This is a genomic window from Streptomyces sp. DSM 116793 (genome assembly GCF_057320905.1).
The window spans coordinates 828,585-844,785 of sequence record NZ_CM170494.1 but is presented as its reverse complement, the minus strand read 5'-3'; the positions used below and the strand labels follow the sequence as shown (position 1 = coordinate 844,785).

General features: G+C 75.1%; 15 protein-coding genes. 11 read left to right on the top strand and 4 right to left on the bottom strand.

Features of this window, described 5'->3' with window-relative positions; all coding sequences use genetic code 11:
- The first annotated feature begins 100 nt into the window (after positions 1–100).
- Positions 101–1,081: an aminoglycoside phosphotransferase family protein gene (locus ACSMXW_RS03680; protein WP_485803999.1), complete on the top strand. Its 981-nt coding sequence runs from the start codon at positions 101–103 to the stop codon at positions 1,079–1,081.
- On the opposite strand, the gene ACSMXW_RS03675 is transcribed toward ACSMXW_RS03680, so the two are convergent.
- Both ACSMXW_RS03675 and ACSMXW_RS03670 read right to left on the bottom strand, forming a co-directional pair.
- Entirely contained in the window at positions 1,038–1,730 is a 693-nt protein-coding gene (locus tag ACSMXW_RS03675) for a gamma-glutamyl-gamma-aminobutyrate hydrolase family protein (RefSeq protein WP_485803997.1), read from the bottom strand. The two genes, ACSMXW_RS03680 and ACSMXW_RS03675, sit on opposite strands and share 44 nt — an antisense overlap.
- Positions 1,731–1,898: 168 nt before the next feature.
- Positions 1,899–2,672, bottom strand: coding sequence for a FadR/GntR family transcriptional regulator (locus tag ACSMXW_RS03670; RefSeq protein WP_485803996.1), 774 nt, complete (start codon positions 2,670–2,672; stop codon positions 1,899–1,901).
- Between the two features lie 74 nt (positions 2,673–2,746).
- Here ACSMXW_RS03670 and ACSMXW_RS03665 point away from each other — a divergent pair, with 74 nt between their 5' ends.
- From ACSMXW_RS03665 to ACSMXW_RS03650, 4 genes are all read left to right on the top strand, one after another.
- Entirely contained in the window at positions 2,747–4,111 is a 1,365-nt protein-coding gene (locus tag ACSMXW_RS03665; RefSeq protein WP_485803994.1) for a glutamine synthetase family protein, read from the top strand.
- Positions 4,112–4,194: 83 nt separating this feature from the next.
- Positions 4,195–5,541, top strand: a complete 1,347-nt coding sequence (locus ACSMXW_RS03660; protein ID WP_485807775.1) for an aldehyde dehydrogenase family protein — start codon at positions 4,195–4,197, stop codon at positions 5,539–5,541.
- 4 nt (positions 5,542–5,545) lie between these two features.
- Entirely contained in the window at positions 5,546–6,358 is an 813-nt protein-coding gene (locus tag ACSMXW_RS03655) for a 3-oxoacyl-ACP reductase (protein ID WP_485803992.1), read from the top strand.
- A gap of 134 nt (positions 6,359–6,492) precedes the next feature.
- Entirely contained in the window at positions 6,493–7,437 is a 945-nt protein-coding gene (locus tag ACSMXW_RS03650; RefSeq protein ID WP_485803991.1) for a DUF2510 domain-containing protein, read from the top strand.
- A 64-nt stretch (positions 7,438–7,501) separates the two neighbouring features.
- Here the strand turns inward: ACSMXW_RS03650 and ACSMXW_RS03645 are convergent, their stop codons facing one another.
- The gene (locus ACSMXW_RS03645; RefSeq protein ID WP_485803989.1) at positions 7,502–8,704 is read right to left on the bottom strand and encodes an amino acid deaminase/aldolase; all 1,203 of its coding nucleotides are present in this window, start codon (positions 8,702–8,704) and stop codon (positions 7,502–7,504) included.
- Positions 8,705–10,455: 1,751 nt separating this feature from the next.
- Between ACSMXW_RS03645 and ACSMXW_RS03640 the strand changes: the two genes are divergently transcribed.
- The 3 genes from ACSMXW_RS03640 (at position 10,456) to ACSMXW_RS03630 (ending at position 13,485) form a co-directional block, all read left to right on the top strand.
- Positions 10,456–11,322 (top strand): hypothetical protein, encoded by an 867-nt coding sequence (locus tag ACSMXW_RS03640; RefSeq protein WP_485803987.1) that lies wholly within the window; start codon positions 10,456–10,458, stop codon positions 11,320–11,322.
- Between the two features lie 19 nt (positions 11,323–11,341).
- Positions 11,342–12,514, top strand: a complete 1,173-nt coding sequence (gene mycP, locus ACSMXW_RS03635) for a type VII secretion-associated serine protease mycosin (protein ID WP_485803986.1) — start codon at positions 11,342–11,344, stop codon at positions 12,512–12,514.
- Positions 12,515–12,684: 170 nt separating this feature from the next.
- Positions 12,685–13,485 carry an SseB family protein gene (locus ACSMXW_RS03630; RefSeq protein WP_485803984.1) on the top strand — a complete coding sequence of 267 codons (801 nt, stop codon included), beginning with the start codon at positions 12,685–12,687 and terminating at the stop codon, positions 13,483–13,485.
- A 338-nt stretch (positions 13,486–13,823) separates the two neighbouring features.
- Here ACSMXW_RS03630 and ACSMXW_RS03625 read toward each other — a convergent pair whose 3' ends face one another.
- Positions 13,824–14,243: a DUF1844 domain-containing protein gene (locus ACSMXW_RS03625; protein WP_485803983.1), complete on the bottom strand. Its 420-nt coding sequence runs from the start codon at positions 14,241–14,243 to the stop codon at positions 13,824–13,826.
- A gap of 458 nt (positions 14,244–14,701) precedes the next feature.
- On the opposite strand from ACSMXW_RS03625, the gene infC reads away from it, so the two are divergent.
- The 3 genes from infC to rplT all read left to right on the top strand — a co-directional run bounded on the left by infC (position 14,702) and on the right by rplT (position 16,145).
- Positions 14,702–15,325 carry a translation initiation factor IF-3 gene (gene infC / locus ACSMXW_RS03620; RefSeq protein ID WP_485807773.1) on the top strand — a complete coding sequence of 208 codons (624 nt, stop codon included), beginning with the start codon at positions 14,702–14,704 and terminating at the stop codon, positions 15,323–15,325.
- Between the two features lie 136 nt (positions 15,326–15,461).
- Positions 15,462–15,656, top strand: a complete 195-nt coding sequence (gene rpmI, locus ACSMXW_RS03615; RefSeq protein ID WP_189798372.1) for a 50S ribosomal protein L35 — start codon at positions 15,462–15,464, stop codon at positions 15,654–15,656.
- 105 nt (positions 15,657–15,761) lie between these two features.
- Positions 15,762–16,145, top strand: coding sequence for a 50S ribosomal protein L20 (gene rplT / locus ACSMXW_RS03610; RefSeq protein WP_485803981.1), 384 nt, complete (start codon positions 15,762–15,764; stop codon positions 16,143–16,145).
- Positions 16,146–16,201 lie beyond the last annotated feature (56 nt).

Genomic DNA, 16,201 nt, shown 5'->3' with positions numbered 1-16,201 from the left:
CGTACCGGCAGGTCAGAAGGGTCCGCCGGGGCAGTGACGAACGGTGCGTACGGAGGGCCGTCGAGTGGCGGGCCCGCCCGGAAGCACCGACGATGTCGTCATGCCTCCCTTCGCCACCGATGTTCCGCCCGCCGCCGGTGTCCGCACGCCCTGGGAGCGTCTTCCGGGGCGTGTCCGCGATGCCGTCGCGGCCATCCTGGGCGGCCCGGTGGCGACCGCGACCACCCAGCGCGGCGGATTCTCACCCGGTGTGGCGGCCCGGGTCGGCACGGTCGACGGGCGGCGGGCCTTCGTCAAGGCGGTCAGCTGTGAGGCGGAGCCCGTCACACCCGGCATGCACCGCACCGAGGCCCGCCACACGGCCGCCCTGCCCGCCCGGGTGGCCGCGCCCCAGCTGCTCGGCAGCTACGACGACGGCACCTGGGTCGCCCTGGTCTTCGAGGACATCCCCGGGCACCAGCCGCACGTGCCCTGGCGGGCCGACGAGCTGAACCGTGTGCTGAACGCCGTGCACGACCTGGCCGGCACCCTCACCCCGTCACCGGTCGACGCGCCGTCCGTGGCGGTGCGTCAGGCGGACGCGTTCTCGGGCTGGCAGCAGCTCCTGGCGAGCGGGGACACCCGCGGCCTCGACCCCTGGGCCGTGCGCCACCTGCCGTACCTCGCCGAGCTGAGCGCGCCGTGGGCCGAGCACGCCGCCGGCGACACCCTCACCCACGGCGACCTGCGTGCCGACAACATCCTGCTCACCGCGGACGGCGGCGTGACCTTCGTCGACTGGCCGCACGCGTCGCTCGCCGCGCCCTGGTTCGACCTCCTGACGCTGCTGCCGGGGGTGCACGCGCAGGGCGGGCCGGCGCCCGAGGAGGTGTTCACCTCCCATCCGCTCGGCCGGGACGCCGACCCGGCCGGGGTGACGGCGGTGCTCGCGGCCCTCGCGGGCCACTTCGTCGCACACGCCCGCAGGCCGTCGCCGCAGGGCCTGCCCACCATGCGCGCGTTCCAGTACGCGCAGGGCGTCGTCTCGCTCGGCTGGCTCAGGACGCGACTGGCGAAGCGGCCCGTACGAGGTCCTGCATGACCCGCAGGTCGTCGCCCATCTCCGGGTGCCACTGCACGCCCAGCACCCAGGGCGCACCGGGTAGTTCCACGGCCTCCACCGTGCCGTCCGCGGCACGGGCGCCGACCACGAGGCCGCTGCCCAGCCGGTCCAGCGCCTGGTGATGGAAGACGGGCACACTGGTCTCCTCCGGCACCAGGCTCGCGTACCGGGTGCCCGGCACCGGTGTCACCGGGTGCGCGCCGAAGACGCCGGGACGGTCGGCATGGCCCTCCAGGTGCTGGACGAGGGTGCCGCCGAGGGAGACGTTCAGGGCCTGCATGCCGCGGCATATCGCCAGCATCGGGGTGCCGGCGGCCAGGGCGGCGTCGATCAGCGCCAGCTCCCAGGCGTCCCGCTCGTGCGCGGGCGGTCCGGTGCGCGGGTCGCGCTCGGCGCCGTACCGGTCCGGGTCGACGTCCGGGCCGCCCGCGATGACGAGCCCGTCGAGCCGCTCGACGGCCTCCGCCGCGTGGCCGGGGGAGTCCGGCGGGAGCATGACGGCGATGCCGCCGGCCGCCTGCACCAGCCGCCGGTAGCCGTCCGGCAGCAGCACCGCGGGCAGCGTCCAGGCGCCCCAGCGCACCTCGGACTCCAGATACGTACTGACACCGATCAGTGGCCTGCCCATCTGGTCCTCCTCCACGGTGCGGCACCGCACCGGCGGCATTCGCCGGGCCCCCGGTCCGGCCGACCGCGCACCGGCCGGACGGACCCCAAAGGAATGTTTTCATACCTTTGTGGGCCCGTCGAACCCTCAGACGACCCGGATCTCCGGCGCCGGGCGGGGCCCGCCGGCTCAGGACAGGAAGCCGCGCAGCAGTGCGGCCGTCCCCGCGCAGTGCTCCCGCATCGCCGCCCGCGCGCCCTCCGCGTCGCCGTCCAGCACCGCCCGCACCACGGCCGTGTGCTGGCGCTGCGAGTGCTCCAGGTTGCGCACCAGCAGCGGGATGCAGTCCAGCAGGTCGTTGAGGGTCGCCCGGACGGCCGCGTACCGGCCGGCCAGCGTCGGCGAACCGGACAGCTCGGCGAGGGTCAGGTGCAGCAGGGTGTCCTGGCGGCGGTAGTCGGCCAGCGGCGCGTCACGGGTGCGCGCGAGCGCACCGCGCAGCCGGGCGGCGTCCCGCTCCGTGAGGCCGTGCGCCGCGCACAGCTCCGCCGCCCCCGTCTCCAGCACCGCCCGGAACCTGAGCACATCCTCGACGTCCACCGCGCCGACCCGCCGCCGCAGCTCCGCCTCGCCCGGCGCCCCGGCCCTGGGCAGCACGAACGTCCCGCCGTACCGGCCGCGCCGCGACTCGACCAGGCCCTGCTCCTGAAGCACCTTCAGCACCTCGCGCAGCGTGACCCGGCTGATGCCGAGCCGCCCTGCCAGGTCCCGCTCGGCCGGCAGCCGCCCGCCGCCGGGGACCAGGCCGAGCCGGACGATCTGCAGGATCTGCTCCAGCGCCTCCTCGAAGCCGTTCCCCGTCCGCACCGGGCGCAGCACGGTGGCCAGCGAGCCGCCCGCCGGCCCCGGGACGCCCGCCGGCTCCACCCGGTCCGTGCGCGCTCCGCCCCCGCTCCCCGACATGCGCCCGCGCCCCCTTCCCAACCAATGGTCTACAGCAATACCTTATGGGGCGGCTGACAGAAGGAGACCTCCCCGTGGCAGACCGCACACCACCGCTCACCGTCGAGGAGCTGACGGCCCTGGTCGCGGGCGGTGAGATCGACACCGTCGTGCTGGCCTTCCCGGACATGCAGGGCCGGCTCCAGGGCAAGCGGTTCGCCGCCCGGTTCTTCCTGGACGAGGTCCTCCGGCACGGCACCGAGGCCTGCAACTACCTGCTCGCCGTCGACACGGAGATGAACACCGTGGACGGCTACGCGATGTCCTCCTGGGAGCGCGGCTACGGCGACTTCGCGCTGCACCCGGACACCGCCACCCTGCGCCGCCTGCCCTGGCACGAGGGCACCGCCCTGCTGCTGGCCGACCTCTCCTGGGCGGACGGCTCCCCGGTGGCCGCCGCCCCCCGGCAGATCCTGCGCCGCCAGATCGAGCGCCTCGCCGAGCACGGCCTCACCGCCCAGGTCGGCACGGAGCTGGAGTTCATCGTCTTCAGGGACACCTACGAACAGGCCTGGAATGCGCACTACCGCGACCTCACCCCGGCCAACCAGTACAACGTCGACTACTCCGTGCTCGGCACCGGCCGCATAGAGCCCCTGCTGCGCCGCATCCGCAACGAGATGGCCGGCGCCGGGTTCGCCGTCGAGTCCGCGAAGGGCGAGTGCAACCCCGGCCAGCACGAGATCGTCTTCCGCTATGCCGACGCCCTGACCACCTGCGACCAGCACGCGATCTACAAGACCGGCGCCAAGGAGATCGCCGCCCAGGAGGGCATGGCGCTCACCTTCATGGCCAAGTACAACGAGCGCGAGGGCAACTCCTGCCACATCCACCTCTCGCTCACCGACACGGACGGCGCGAGCGTCATGCCCGGCGACGGCGAGGCCGGCATGTCCCCGCTGATGCGGCACTTCCTGGCCGGACAGATCGCCGCGCTGCGCGACTTCGCCCTGCTGTACGCGCCGGGCGTCAACTCGTACAAGCGCTTCCAGCCCGGCTCCTTCGCCCCCACCGCGGTCGCCTGGGGCCTGGACAACCGCACCTGCGCCCTGCGGGTCGTCGGGCACGGCCGCTCGCTGCGCTTCGAGAACCGGCTGCCCGGCGGGGACGTCAACCCCCACCTCGCCGTCGCCGGCATGATCGCCGCCGGCCTGCACGGCATCGAGCAGCGCCTCGAACCCCCCGCCGCCTGCCCCGGCAACGCCTACGCCGCCGACTACCAGCATGTGCCCGCCACCCTGCGGGAGGCCGCCGGGCTCTGGGCGAACAGCGCCCTGGCCCGGGCCGCCTTCGGCGACGAGGTGGTCGAGCACTACCGCACCATGGCCCGCGTCGAGCTGGACGCCTTCGACGCCGCCGTCACCGACTGGGAGCTGCGCCGCTCCTTCGAACGCCTGTGAGGCCCCCCGTGCCCGAGACAGCCGCCACCGAGCCCGCAGGACCCGCAGCGGCACCCGGAGCCACCGGCCGCTTCGAGCTCCCGGTGCGCAACCCCGCCACCGAGGAGCTCGTCGCCACCGTCCCCGCCGCCACCGCCGAGGACGTGCACACCGCCGTCGTCCGGGCCACCGCCGCCCAGCGGACCTGGGCGGGCCTGGCGCCGGGCGACCGCGCCCGGCTGCTGCGGCGCTTCGCCGCCGTCGTCGACGAGCACCGCGAAGAGCTGGCCCGGCTGGAGGTCATGGAGGCCGGCCATGTCATCGGCAACGCCCGCTGGGAGGCCGGCAACGTCCGCGACCTCCTCGACTACGCGGCCGGCGGAGTGGAGCGGCTCACCGGCCGGCAGATCCCGGTGCCCGGCGGAGTCGACCTCACGCTCCTCGAACCGCTCGGCGTGGTCGGCGTCATCGCCCCTTGGAACTTCCCGATGCCCATCGCCGCCTGGGGCACCGCGCCCGCCCTCGCCGCCGGCAACGCCGTCCTCCTCAAACCCGCCGAGACCACGCCGCTCACGGCCCTCAGGCTCGCCGAGCTCGCCCTCGACGCCGGCCTGCCCGAGCACCTCTTCCAGGTGCTGCCCGGCACCGGCGAGACCGCAGGCACCGCGCTCGTCGAGCACCCCGGCGTGGCGAAGATCGTCTTCACCGGCTCCACCCGCGTCGGCAAGGAGATCATGGCCCGCTGCGCCCGGCAGGTGAAGCGGCTCACCCTGGAGCTGGGCGGCAAGAGCCCCAACATCGTCTTCGCCGACGCCGACCTGGAGCAGGCGGCCGCCACCGCCCCGATGGCCTTCCTGGACAACGCGGGACAGGACTGCTGCGCCCGCACCCGCATCCTCGTCCAGCGCTCCGTCCACGACCGCTTCCTCGACCTGCTCGCGCCCGCCGTCGAAGCCGTCACCGTCGGCGACCCCGCCGACGAGGGCACCGCCATGGGCCCGCTGATCTCCGCCGCCCAGCTCGCCCGGGTGCGGGGCTATGTGCCCGACGGCGCCGCCGCGATCCGCGGCACCGCGCCCACGGGAGGCGGCTACTGGTTCCCGCCGACCGTCCTGACCGACGCGGACCCCGACTCGCCGGTGGCCTGCGAGGAGGTCTTCGGCCCCGTCGCGGTGACCCTGCCGTTCGACGACGAGGCCGACGCGGTGCGGCTCGCCAACGCCACCCCGTACGGCCTGTCCGGCTCCATCTGGACCCGGGACGTGGGCCGCGCGCTGCGCATGTCGTCCGCCGTCGCCGCCGGAAACCTCTCCGTCAACTCCCACTCCAGCGTCCGCTACTGGACGCCGTTCGGCGGCTTCCGGCAGTCGGGCCTCGGCCGCGAGCTCGGCCCCGACGCGCTCACCGCCTTCACCGAGACCAAGAACGTCTTCATCGCCACGGAGGCCTGAGCACATGCCCGACAACCGCACCGCGCCCGGTGACGAGCGCGACCGGATCGTCTGCCGCCGCCTGGTGGGCCGCACCGCCGTCGTCACCGGCGCGGGCAGCGGCATCGGCCTCGCCGCCGCACGCCGCCTGGCCGGGGAAGGCGCGCACGTGGTCTGCGGCGACATCGACGAGCGGGCCGGCAGGGCCGCCGCCGAGGCGACCGGCGGGACCTTCGTCCAGGTGGACGTCACCGACGCCGGGCAGGTCGACACGCTCTTCAAGGTCGCGAACGACACCTACGGCTCCGTCGACGTCGCCTTCAACAACGCCGGCATCTCGCCGCCCGAGGACGACTCCATCCTCGAGACCGGCCTCGACGCCTGGCGGCGGGTGCAGGAGGTCAACCTCACCTCCGTCTACCTCTGCTGCAAGGCCGCCCTGCCCTATATGCGCAGGCAGCGCCGGGGCTCCATCATCAACACCGCCTCCTTCGTCGCCCTCATGGGCGCGGCGACCTCGCAGATCTCGTACACCGCGTCCAAGGGCGGCGTGCTCGCCATGTCGCGGGAGCTGGGGGTGCAGTTCGCGCGGGAGGGCATCCGGGTGAACGCGCTCTGCCCCGGCCCCGTCAACACCCCGCTGCTGCAGGAGCTGTTCGCCAAGGACCCCGAGCGGGCCGCCCGGCGCCTGGTGCACATTCCCTTGGGGAGGTTCGCGGAGGCCACCGAGATCGCCGCCGCCGTCGCCTTCCTCGCCAGCGACGACTCCTCCTTCGTGAACGCGACGGACTTCGTCGTGGACGGCGGGATCTCCGGGGCGTACGTGACACCGCTGTAGGGGGCGGGGTCACGGGCCCCTCGGCCCTCCCGGCCGGCGTGCGGACCAGGGCGCACACGGCGCCCGCCCGAAGTCACCCGTGCCGCCGGGGCCAACGGCGGAAGGTCCGTCAGCGCATGCTCTACAGTTCCGGCATGAGCATGACGCCGCCGCCCGGCTGGTATCCCGACCCGTCGGTGCCGGCCACGGAGCGCTGGTGGGACGGGACGGCCTGGACCGAGCACCGCAGGGCGCAGCCGTCCCCACCGCCTCAGCCGGCGACCGTCCCCATGGCGCTCGGGCCGGCCCAGCCGGTGCCCGGCCGGGGTCCGGGGCGCGGCAAGGCCATCGCGCTGACGGTCTCGGCGCTGGTCGTCGTCGCGGCGGTGGTCACCGGCGCCCTCGTGCTCGGCGGTGGGGACGACGGCACGGGGGCGGGCGGCACGGCCGCCTCCTCCGCGCCGGCCCCGGCCGGCGGCGGGCCGGGCCCCACCGCGTCCGGCACCCCGTCGCCCACCCCCTCCGCCGACCCCTCCCTGGCCGTGGACGACCTGGACAACATCACGCTGCCGGTGCTCGACGGCTGGACCAAGCCCGAGTACACCGTCGACGACTCCGTCCTGCTCACCACCCCCGGCACCTACGACTGCCCCGGCGACGACAACCAGTGCCACCACGGCCAGGTCAGCTCGAGCACCGTCACCGGCACCGACGAGACCTCACCGAAGGCGGTGGCGAGGAAGGACATCCAGGAGGCCGCCGGCCACTTCTACGACCGCGACGAGCTGGGCAACCGCCCCTTCAACGGGATCACGTCGCACCGGCAGACCAAGGAGGGCTCCGTAGCGGTCGCCGGGCGCGCCGGGTACATGGTGCGCTGGCGGGTGCGGACGGCGACGGGGCCCGGCGGGTATGTCGAGTCGCTGGTCTTCCCCTCAAGCATCGGGTCCGGGTCGCTGGTGTGCGTGCGCTTCGCCTTCGACGCGGGCCCGGACGGGCCGCCGCTCGCCGACATGGACAGGATCACCGAGGGCATCAGGCCCGTCGGGGCCGCGGCGACCAGCGGCGGGGTCGGCAGCAGCGTGGGACCTTCGCGGTAGCGGCGCGGCCGGCGCGCGGGATCCGGCGGGGCTGCCGCGCGGGCCCCGGGGGCAGCGGCGTGCCTCAGAGGAACGTGTGCCCCTCGCCGCGGTAGGTGGGCACGGCGGCCGTCACCCGGTCGCCCTCCACCAGGTGCAGGACGTCGAACCGCTCGCACAGCTCACCGGCCTTGGCGTGCCGGAACCACACCTTGTCGCCGATCAGCAGGTCGTCGGCGGCGGAGCCGAGCAGCGGGGTCTGCACCTCCCCGGGCCCCTCCTGCGGGTCGTACCGCAGCCCGCCGGGGAGGTACGGCACCGGCAGCCGGTCCCGTCCGGCCGCGCCCGAGGCGGGGTAGCCGCCGCCCAGCACCGTCACCACACCGACCCCCGGCCTGCGCACCACCGGCAGGGCGAAGAGCGCGGCGGGACGGCCGGTGAACGACGTGTAGTTGTCGAACAGCCGCGGCACATACAGCCCCGACCCGGCGGCGATCTCCGTCACCGCGTCCTCGGCGGCGGTGCCCTGCACGCTGCCGGTGCCGCCGCCGTTCACGAACTCCAGGTCCGGGGCGAGGGCGCGCACCGCGTGCACCGCCTGCGCGCGGCGCGCGGCCAGCTCCCGGCGGGCGGCGGACTGCATCGTCCGCACCGCGCGGGACCGCGCTGGACGCCCGCGCACCGCGTCTCCCACGCCCGCGATGTGGCCCTCGTACCCCATCACGCCCACCAGCCGGAACCCCGGCCTCCGCAGCACGGCACGGGCCACCTCCGCGAGCGCCGCGGGGGAGTGCAGCGGCGAGCGGCGGGCGCCCACCCGGACCCGGCCGCCGAACAGGCGCAGGGACGTGTCGAGTTCCAGACAGACCCGGATGGTCTCGCGGCCGCCCGCGCGCGCGTCGTCGATCAGCCGCAGCTGTGCGGGGTCGTCGATCATCACCGTGACGGCCGCCGCGAGCTTGGGGTCGCCCGCCAGCTCGGCGTAGCCCCGCCGGTCCACCGACGGGTAGGCGAGCAGCACGTCGTCGAAGCCGGTCCCGGCCAGCCAGAGGCACTCCGCCAGCGTGAACGCCATGATCCCGGAGAAGCCGTCCTTCGCCAGCACCCGCTCGAGCAGCGCCCGGCAGCGCACGGACTTGCTGGCCACCCGGATCGGCTTGCCGCCCGCACGCCGCACGAGGTCGGCCGCGTTGGCGTCGAAGGCGTCCAGGTCCACCAGGGCCAGCGGCGCGTCCAGGTGTGCGGTCGCCCGGTCGTACCGGGCGCGGTCGGCGGAGGGGGCGGTCATGACCGCAGACTGCCAGACGGGTCCGGCCGCGGGTAGGGCACGGGAGACGGAACGTGTGTGACGGCCCGTGGAACGGGGAGGGATTGCGGAGGGGTTGGGCCGGATCCGGGGAGGGCGCGGGATGATACGGACAGATCAACTCTGGCCTGCGAACCGGTTCTCGCCCGGCCGCTGTCAGCCCGTAAAGTGACGCGCACGCAGGCGGGAACGGGTCGGTTCCGGCCCGCGTCGACACACGGTGTCCGCCGGCCCGGCGCACACCGGGGCAGGTGCCGGTACGAGGAAGCGGGGGGCGCATGAGCACGGAGGCGCAGCGCTCACCCGTTCCGCCGCGGCCCACCGCCCCACCCGGGCAGCCCCGGCAGCCGTCCGGGGCACCCTCCGCGACCCCGTCCAAAGCACCCTCCGCGGTCCCCTCCGCGATCCCGGAACAGCCCCCACCGCCCGCCGCCTCCGCGCGCCTTCCCGACACCCCGCCACCACCGGCACCCACCCGGGCCCCCGGTACCGGGCCGTCCGCGCCGGCCGGGCGGGGCGTGGCCCCCGGGCCGTCCGCGCCGGCGGCGGCCCGCAGTACGGACGCGACGGCGGCCGCCCCCGGTACGGATGTGCCGCGGGCTGTTCCCGGCACGGACGCGCCGACGGTCGTCACACGCGGCGCCGGCGCACCCGCCGGCGCGAGTGGCACGAGCGCACCGGCTGCCGTCCGTGGCACGAGCGCACCGGCTGCCGTCCGTGGCACGAGCGCACCGGCTGCCGTCCGTGGTACCAGCGCACCGGCTGCCGTTCGCAGTGCGGGTGCGCCGGCGGTATTCCGTGGTGAGGGTGCACCGACGGCCGCCGCCGACGCCTCGGCGCCGGGTTCGCCGCAACGCCCGCCGGCGGCACCGCGGCGGTCCCCGAACGCGCCCCAGGCCGGCGTGCCCGCACAGCCAGGGAGACCGGCCCGGCAGGACGCCTCGCCGCGTCCCGGGGCCCAGCGGCAGGACGTTTCGGCGCGGCCCGGTACGCCGCCGCGGCAGTCCGCTCCTGAACGATTCGGCGGGTCGCTTCGCCAAGGCGCTCCCGAAGGGGCCGGGGCCTCGCCTCATGAAGGTGCTCCCGGACAGCCTGGTGCTTCTCCTCGCGGAGGTGCTCCCGGACGGCCCGGTGCTTCTCCTCGCGAAGGTGCTCCCGGACAGCCCGGCACGTTGCCCCGACAGGCCGCTCCCGAACGGTCAGGGACCCCGCGGCAGCAGGGCGCTGAGGGACGGACCAGGACGGCGGCCGGTCAGGCTCCTCCGGGACGGCCCGCCACGCCGGCCCAGCGGAGTGCTCCCGAGGCGCCGCGCGCTCCGCTCCAGCAGGAGTCGTCGGCGCGTTCCGGCACCCCGCCACGGCAGTCCGCTCCCGAGCAGCCCGGCTCCCCACGCCGGGAGGGCGTTCCCGAACAGCCCCGTCCCGCCGCCCCGCCCCGCCCCGCGGTGCCGCCCGGCGGGTCTGCGGCCGTCCCACCGCCCCCGGGCCACCCGCCTGCGGGCGGCGCGCCGGCGGGACCCGGAAGCAGGGCGACGGGCGCCGCCGGGGCCGCCCCCGCTGCCGCGCCGTCCGGCCTACCGCCGAAGCCCCGGCCCCCGGTCGTGCCGCCCGGCGCGCCGCCCAAGCCTGCCGTCCCTCCGACCGGCGTACCGCCGAAGCCCGCCGCCCCGCCCCCGGGGGCCGCGGCCGAGGGGGTGCGCGAGGCCACCGCGGCGCGGCGTGCCGTGGGCGCCGTGGACCTGACCCCGGGACCGGGCGCCGGCCGGCCGTTCGTGTTCTTCGCGCGGCCGGAGACCTTCGACGACAGCACCACACGCCTGCGTCCGATACGCGACCGCCGCGCCCTGCGCATGCCGCCGCGCGCGGCCGCCGCCGCGGCCTGCGTGGTGCTCGGGCTCGGCCTCATCGGCGGCGCGGTCACCGGCAGCTGGCTGACCGGCGACAGCTCCGCCGCGCCTGGCCCCGCGCAGTCCTTCGCGGCCGCCGCGGAGCTGTGGCACAACACCCCCGTGGACCAGCTCTTCCCGCCCGTCGTGCACGGCGACGGCGCGGGCCCCGGCGGTGCCGACCGCGTCTGGACCAGGGTCGCCGTGGCCCCCGACGCGGGCTGTGCGCACGCCTTCGACCCGCTGCTGCACAAGGCGCTCGCACCGGTCGGCTGCCTGCGCCTGCTCCGCGCCACCTACACCGACGCCACCCGCAGCAGCGTCACCACCGTCGGCCTGCTCTTCACCAAGGCCGACGCCGCCGCGATGGGCGCGCTGCGCCACCGGTTCACCGACGAGGGGCTCGACCGGCGCACGGACCTGATGCCGCGCCCGTACCCGGCGAAGGACACGGCCGCGGCAGCCTTCGGCGACGCCCAGCGCGCCTCCTGGACGGTGTCGGTGCTCACCGAGGCCCCCGTGGTCGTCTGGGCCGTCTCCGGTTTCGCGGACGGCCGCACCGTCCAGGACCCGCAGCCCGCCGCCGATGCCATGCAGCCCGCGGCCACCACGGCCCCCGCCCAGGCGGGCCTCGGGTTCGACGCGAAGGGCCTCGCCGACCGCGTCGAACGCGGCCTGCGGAAGTCCGTCAGCACCGACACGGAGCACTCTTGAGCACCGCCACGGAGCCCTCATGACCCGCCGGACCGCGCGCGTACGCACCCGGCGGCTGCGCGGCACCGCCACCGTCCTCCTCGCCGCCTCACTCGTCCTGCTGCCGTCCACCGCGACCCACGCCGACGACATACGCGCCCAGGAGTGGGCCCTCGACGCGCTGCACGCGGACCAGGCCTGGACGACCACCAAGGGCAAGGGCGTCACCGTCGCGGTGCTGGACACCGGGGTCGACGCCGAGCATCCCGACCTCGCCGGCAACGTGCTGGCGGGCAAGGACATGATCGGGTTCGGCGCGGGGCGCGGCGACCGGAGCTGGGCCCGGCACGGCACCGCCATGGCCGGCATCATCGCGGGCCACGGGCACGGCGCCGACCACGCGGACGGCGTCCTGGGCATCGCGCCCGAGGCGAAGATCCTGCCGGTCCGGGTGATCCTGGAGGACGGCGACCCCGCCCGCAAGAAGGCCCGCACCACCCGCGGCGGCGCCCTCGCGGACGGCATCCGCTGGGCCGCGGACCACGGCGCCGACGTCATCAACCTCTCCCTCGGCGACGACTCCGCCTCCGCCCACCCGGAGGCCGCGGAGGACGCCGCCGTCCAGTACGCCCTGAAGAAGGGCGCCGTCGTCGTCGCCTCCGCGGGCAACGGCGGCGAGAAGGGCGACCACATCTCGTACCCGGCCGCCTACCCGGGCGTGATCGCCGCGACCGCCGTCGACCGCTACGACATCCGAGCCGGGTTCTCCACCCGCCGCTGGTACGCCACGGTGAGCGCGCCCGGCGTGGACGTCGTCCTCGCCGACCCCGACCACCACTACTACAAGGGCTGGGGCACCAGCGCCGCCTCGGCCTATGTGTCCGGCGCCGTCGCCCTGGTGCGCGCCGCCCACCCGGGGCTCTCCCCGGCCCAGATCAAGAAGCTGCTGGAGGACACCGCGGACCAGCCGCCGGCGGGCGGCCGCGACGACTCCCGCGGCTACGGACTCGTCGACCCCGCCGCCGCCATCCGCGAGGGCGGCAAGCTCAGGCCGGAGGGGCCCCGGTCCGCCGCCTACGGCGCGAAGTACTTCGGCCCCGGACCGGACGCCTCCGACGAGGGGGACGCCATGGACTGGGCCGGCCCCGTCGCCGGCGGCCTCGGCGTGCTGCTGCTGGTCGCGGCGGTACTGCTGTGGCGCGGCCGCGTGTGATCCGGCCTCCGGCCCCCTTTGCACGGGACCCGCGTGCCGGGGTGGTACGGCCGGTTGCGGGGCGCCGGTGCCGCCGTGGCCGTCCGCGCAGTTCCCCGCGCCTCTTCATCGCGGGGCTGCGCCCGATGGGGGCTTGGGGCTGTGTGCCGGGGGCCGGATAGGGTCGGGGCGTGTCCGCCAAGAAGAACATCCCCGACTCCGGCTTCTCCGGTGACGACGGCTCGGCCGACCCCCGGCTCGCCGCCGCGCTGGCCGCGTGGGCCGAGGACCGGTCGGCCGAGCAGCCGGTGCTCGACGCGCTCAGGTCCGCCCGGCTGCTCGTCCCCGTCGTCGCCGTGCTGGGCGAGCTGGCCGACGCCGGGGAGGACGGCGCCGGGGAGGCCGGTGAGGGGCGGCCGGACGGGCACGGCGCGGGGCTGCCGCGCGAGAAGACCAGCGACATGGCCGTCCCCACCCTGCGGGCCGGCGGCCGCACCGCGCTCCCCGCGTTCACCTCCACCGCCGCGCTCGCGCGCTGGGACCCCGCCGCGCGCCCCGTCGCCGTACGGCTGCACCAGGCGCTCGAGGCGGCCGCGCACGAGCACGCCGACACCCTGGTGCTCGACCTGGCCGGGCCTGTCCCCTACCAGCTCACCGGGCCCGCCCTGCGGGCGCTCGCGGAGGGCCGCACCGCCCTCGACCCGCTCGCCGACCCCGCGGTGCGCCAGGCGGTGCGCGCCGCGCTCGCCGCGGAGCCCGCGGTGGCCAGCGCGCACCTCGGGCCGGGCAGCGCCGACGGCACCCTCGCCGTCGTGCTGGACGCCGCGACCGGGCCCGCGGCCCAGGAGGCGCTCGGCGGCCTCGCCCGGCGGCTGGCCGCCGACGAGACCCTCAGGTCCCGGCTGGTGCGCGGCCTCGACCTGGCGGTCCTGCCGCCCGGCACCAGGCCGCCCGGGACACCGCTGTACGAGCGGGCACACGCGCGTACCTAGTGCGGTGACCGGGAAGGTGTGCCGGAAGCTCGCGGCGTCCGGTGCGGTGCATCGCAAGGCGGAGCATCGCCCGCGTACTGGATGTACTCGGGTGCTCGGGTGATGCGACAACGCGGCGAGATGCCGTGCCTGGGGGCACCTCCCACGCCCTTTCGGGCAGTGGGGGAATTGCGAGCCGGTGAACGTTTCCGGTCACAGCACCAGGTGGCGCGCGGGGCTCGGGCGGTCGGTACGCCTGTGGACGCCCCGGATACGGCGATATGGCGGGCTCGCCCCGGCCGGCCCGACATGGCGGGCCCACCCCGCCGGCCCGGGGCTCGCCCCCGCCGGCCCCGGACTCAGCCGAAGACCGCGCCCGTGTACTTCTCGCCGGGCCCCCGGCCGGGCTCGTCGGGCACGTCCGACGCCTCGCGGAACGCGAGCTGGAGCGACCTGAGACCGTCGCGCAGCGGGGCGGCGTGGAACGAGCTGATCTCCGTGCCGCCCGCGTCGACCAGGCCGGCCAGCGCATGGATCAGCTTGCGCGCCTCGTCCAGGTCCTTGTGCTGCTCGCCGCCGTCGGCGAGGCCCAGGTTGACCGCGGCGGCGCTCATCAGGTGCACCGCCACGGTGGTGATCACCTCCACCGCGGGGACGTCCGCGATGTCGCGGGTGATCGTGTCGAAGTCGGGGGCCCGGGCATCCCCGGAGGCGTCCGCGACGAAGGCGTCGGCGGAGGAGGCGTCGGCGGCCTGCGGGGGCGGGGTGGCGTCACTCATGGGCCCCCACCATAGGCCCCTGCGCCCGGCCGCTCGCCCACCGTCACCACGGCGCCCCGCGGGTGGTCTCCAGGGCGTGGGACATCCGTACGGGCGGCCGTCCGGCCAGGCCGGAAAGGATCAACGGCCGCGCGGTTAGCCGGATGCGGCCGAAGCTGCTAACCTTGTGTGACGACCGGCTGGACACCTCCGTAGATCCAGGTGCCCGGCCCGCAAGTGGAGGCTCCGATCTCCCACCTGGCCGTCCGCTGGACGGCGGGTCACCGGTCAGGCGGCAGCGTCCCCGACGCCCGCCCGATGCGCCCCGCGGTCAGCGGCGGTGCTCCGGTAATGACAGGAGCCCCGCATGTGATCGTTCCGGGGCATTTTTCATGGCCCGGCGCGGTTGGTCTATACGAGACGAATACGTTGCGCGGCCCTCCGCCAGATGAGCCGCGTGGTGCTACCGAGGAGGATCCATCAGCGCCGAGCCCCGCATCAACGACCGGATTCGCGTTCCCGAGGTGCGACTTGTCGGTCCCAGTGGCGAGCAGGTCGGGATTGTTCCGCTTGCCAAGGCCCTGGAGCTTGCGCAGGAGTACGACCTCGACCTGGTCGAGGTCGCGGCGAACGCCCGTCCGCCCGTCTGCAAGCTCATGGACTACGGGAAGTTCAAGTACGAGTCGGCCATGAAGGCCCGTGAGGCGCGCAAGAACCAGGCGCACACGGTCATCAAGGAGATGAAGCTCCGGCCGAAGATCGACCCGCACGACTACGACACCAAGAAGGGTCATGTCGTCCGGTTCCTCAAGCAGGGCGACAAGGTCAAGATCACGATCATGTTCCGTGGTCGCGAGCAGTCCCGGCCGGAGCTGGGCTACCGGCTGCTGCAGCGCCTCGCGGAGGACGTCCAGGATCTGGGCTTCGTCGAGTCGAACCCCAAGCAGGACGGCCGGAACATGATCATGGTTCTCGGTCCGCACAAGAAGAAGACCGAGGCGATGGCCGAGGCCCGGGAAGCTCAGGCCGCCCGCAAGGCCGAGCGACAGGGCCGCGGCTCGGCGACCTCCGAGGAGTCCGCCGAGCAGCCCGCCGAGGCCTGATCCCCGGACCGCACGACCCGCGCGTCCGTGCGACCGTGTGCTCCGGGGGCCCACCCACCGATACACCTGACGCTTTCGTGTGCCCGGCCCGATGGACCGGGCATCGAAGCGCCACAGACGAGGAGAGTACGGCGCCATGCCGAAGAACAAGACGCACAGCGGTGCCAGCAAGCGCTTCAAGGTCACCGGCTCCGGCAAGGTGCTCCGTGAGCGCGCCGGCAAGCGCCACCTGCTTGAGCACAAGCCGTCCCGTCTGACTCGGCGCCTCACCGGCAACGCCGAGATGGCCCCGGCCGACGCCAAGAAGATCAAGAAGCTTCTCGGCAAGTGACGCCGCGGCCCCCGTCGGGGCCGCGCGGCGTCAGGACCGGGACCCAGCCGACACCGGGCCGGTGAGTGAAGGACAGCAACCGGCCCCGCTACAAGGAGTTAACAAGTGGCACGCGTCAAGCGGGCAGTCAACGCCCACAAGAAGCGCCGGGCGATCCTCGAGCAGGCCAGCGGCTACCGCGGCCAGCGCTCTCGCCTCTACCGCAAGGCGAAGGAGCAGGTCACCCACTCCCTCGTCTACAACTACAACGACCGCAAGAAGCGCAAGGGCGACTTCCGGCAGCTGTGGATCCAGCGCATCAACGCCGCCGCCCGCGCCAACGGCATGACGTACAACCGCTTCATCCAGGGTCTGAAGGCCGCCAACATCGAGGTGGACCGCAAGATCCTGGCCGAGCTCGCCGTGAACGACTCCGCGGCCTTCGCGGCGCTCGTCGAGGCAGCGCAGAAGGCGCTGCCGGCTGATGTGAACGCGCCCAGGGCTGCGTGACGCCTGCGGCTGGCTTCAGCCGATGCTTCGGACCCGTGGGCCGCAGGCCCGCGGGT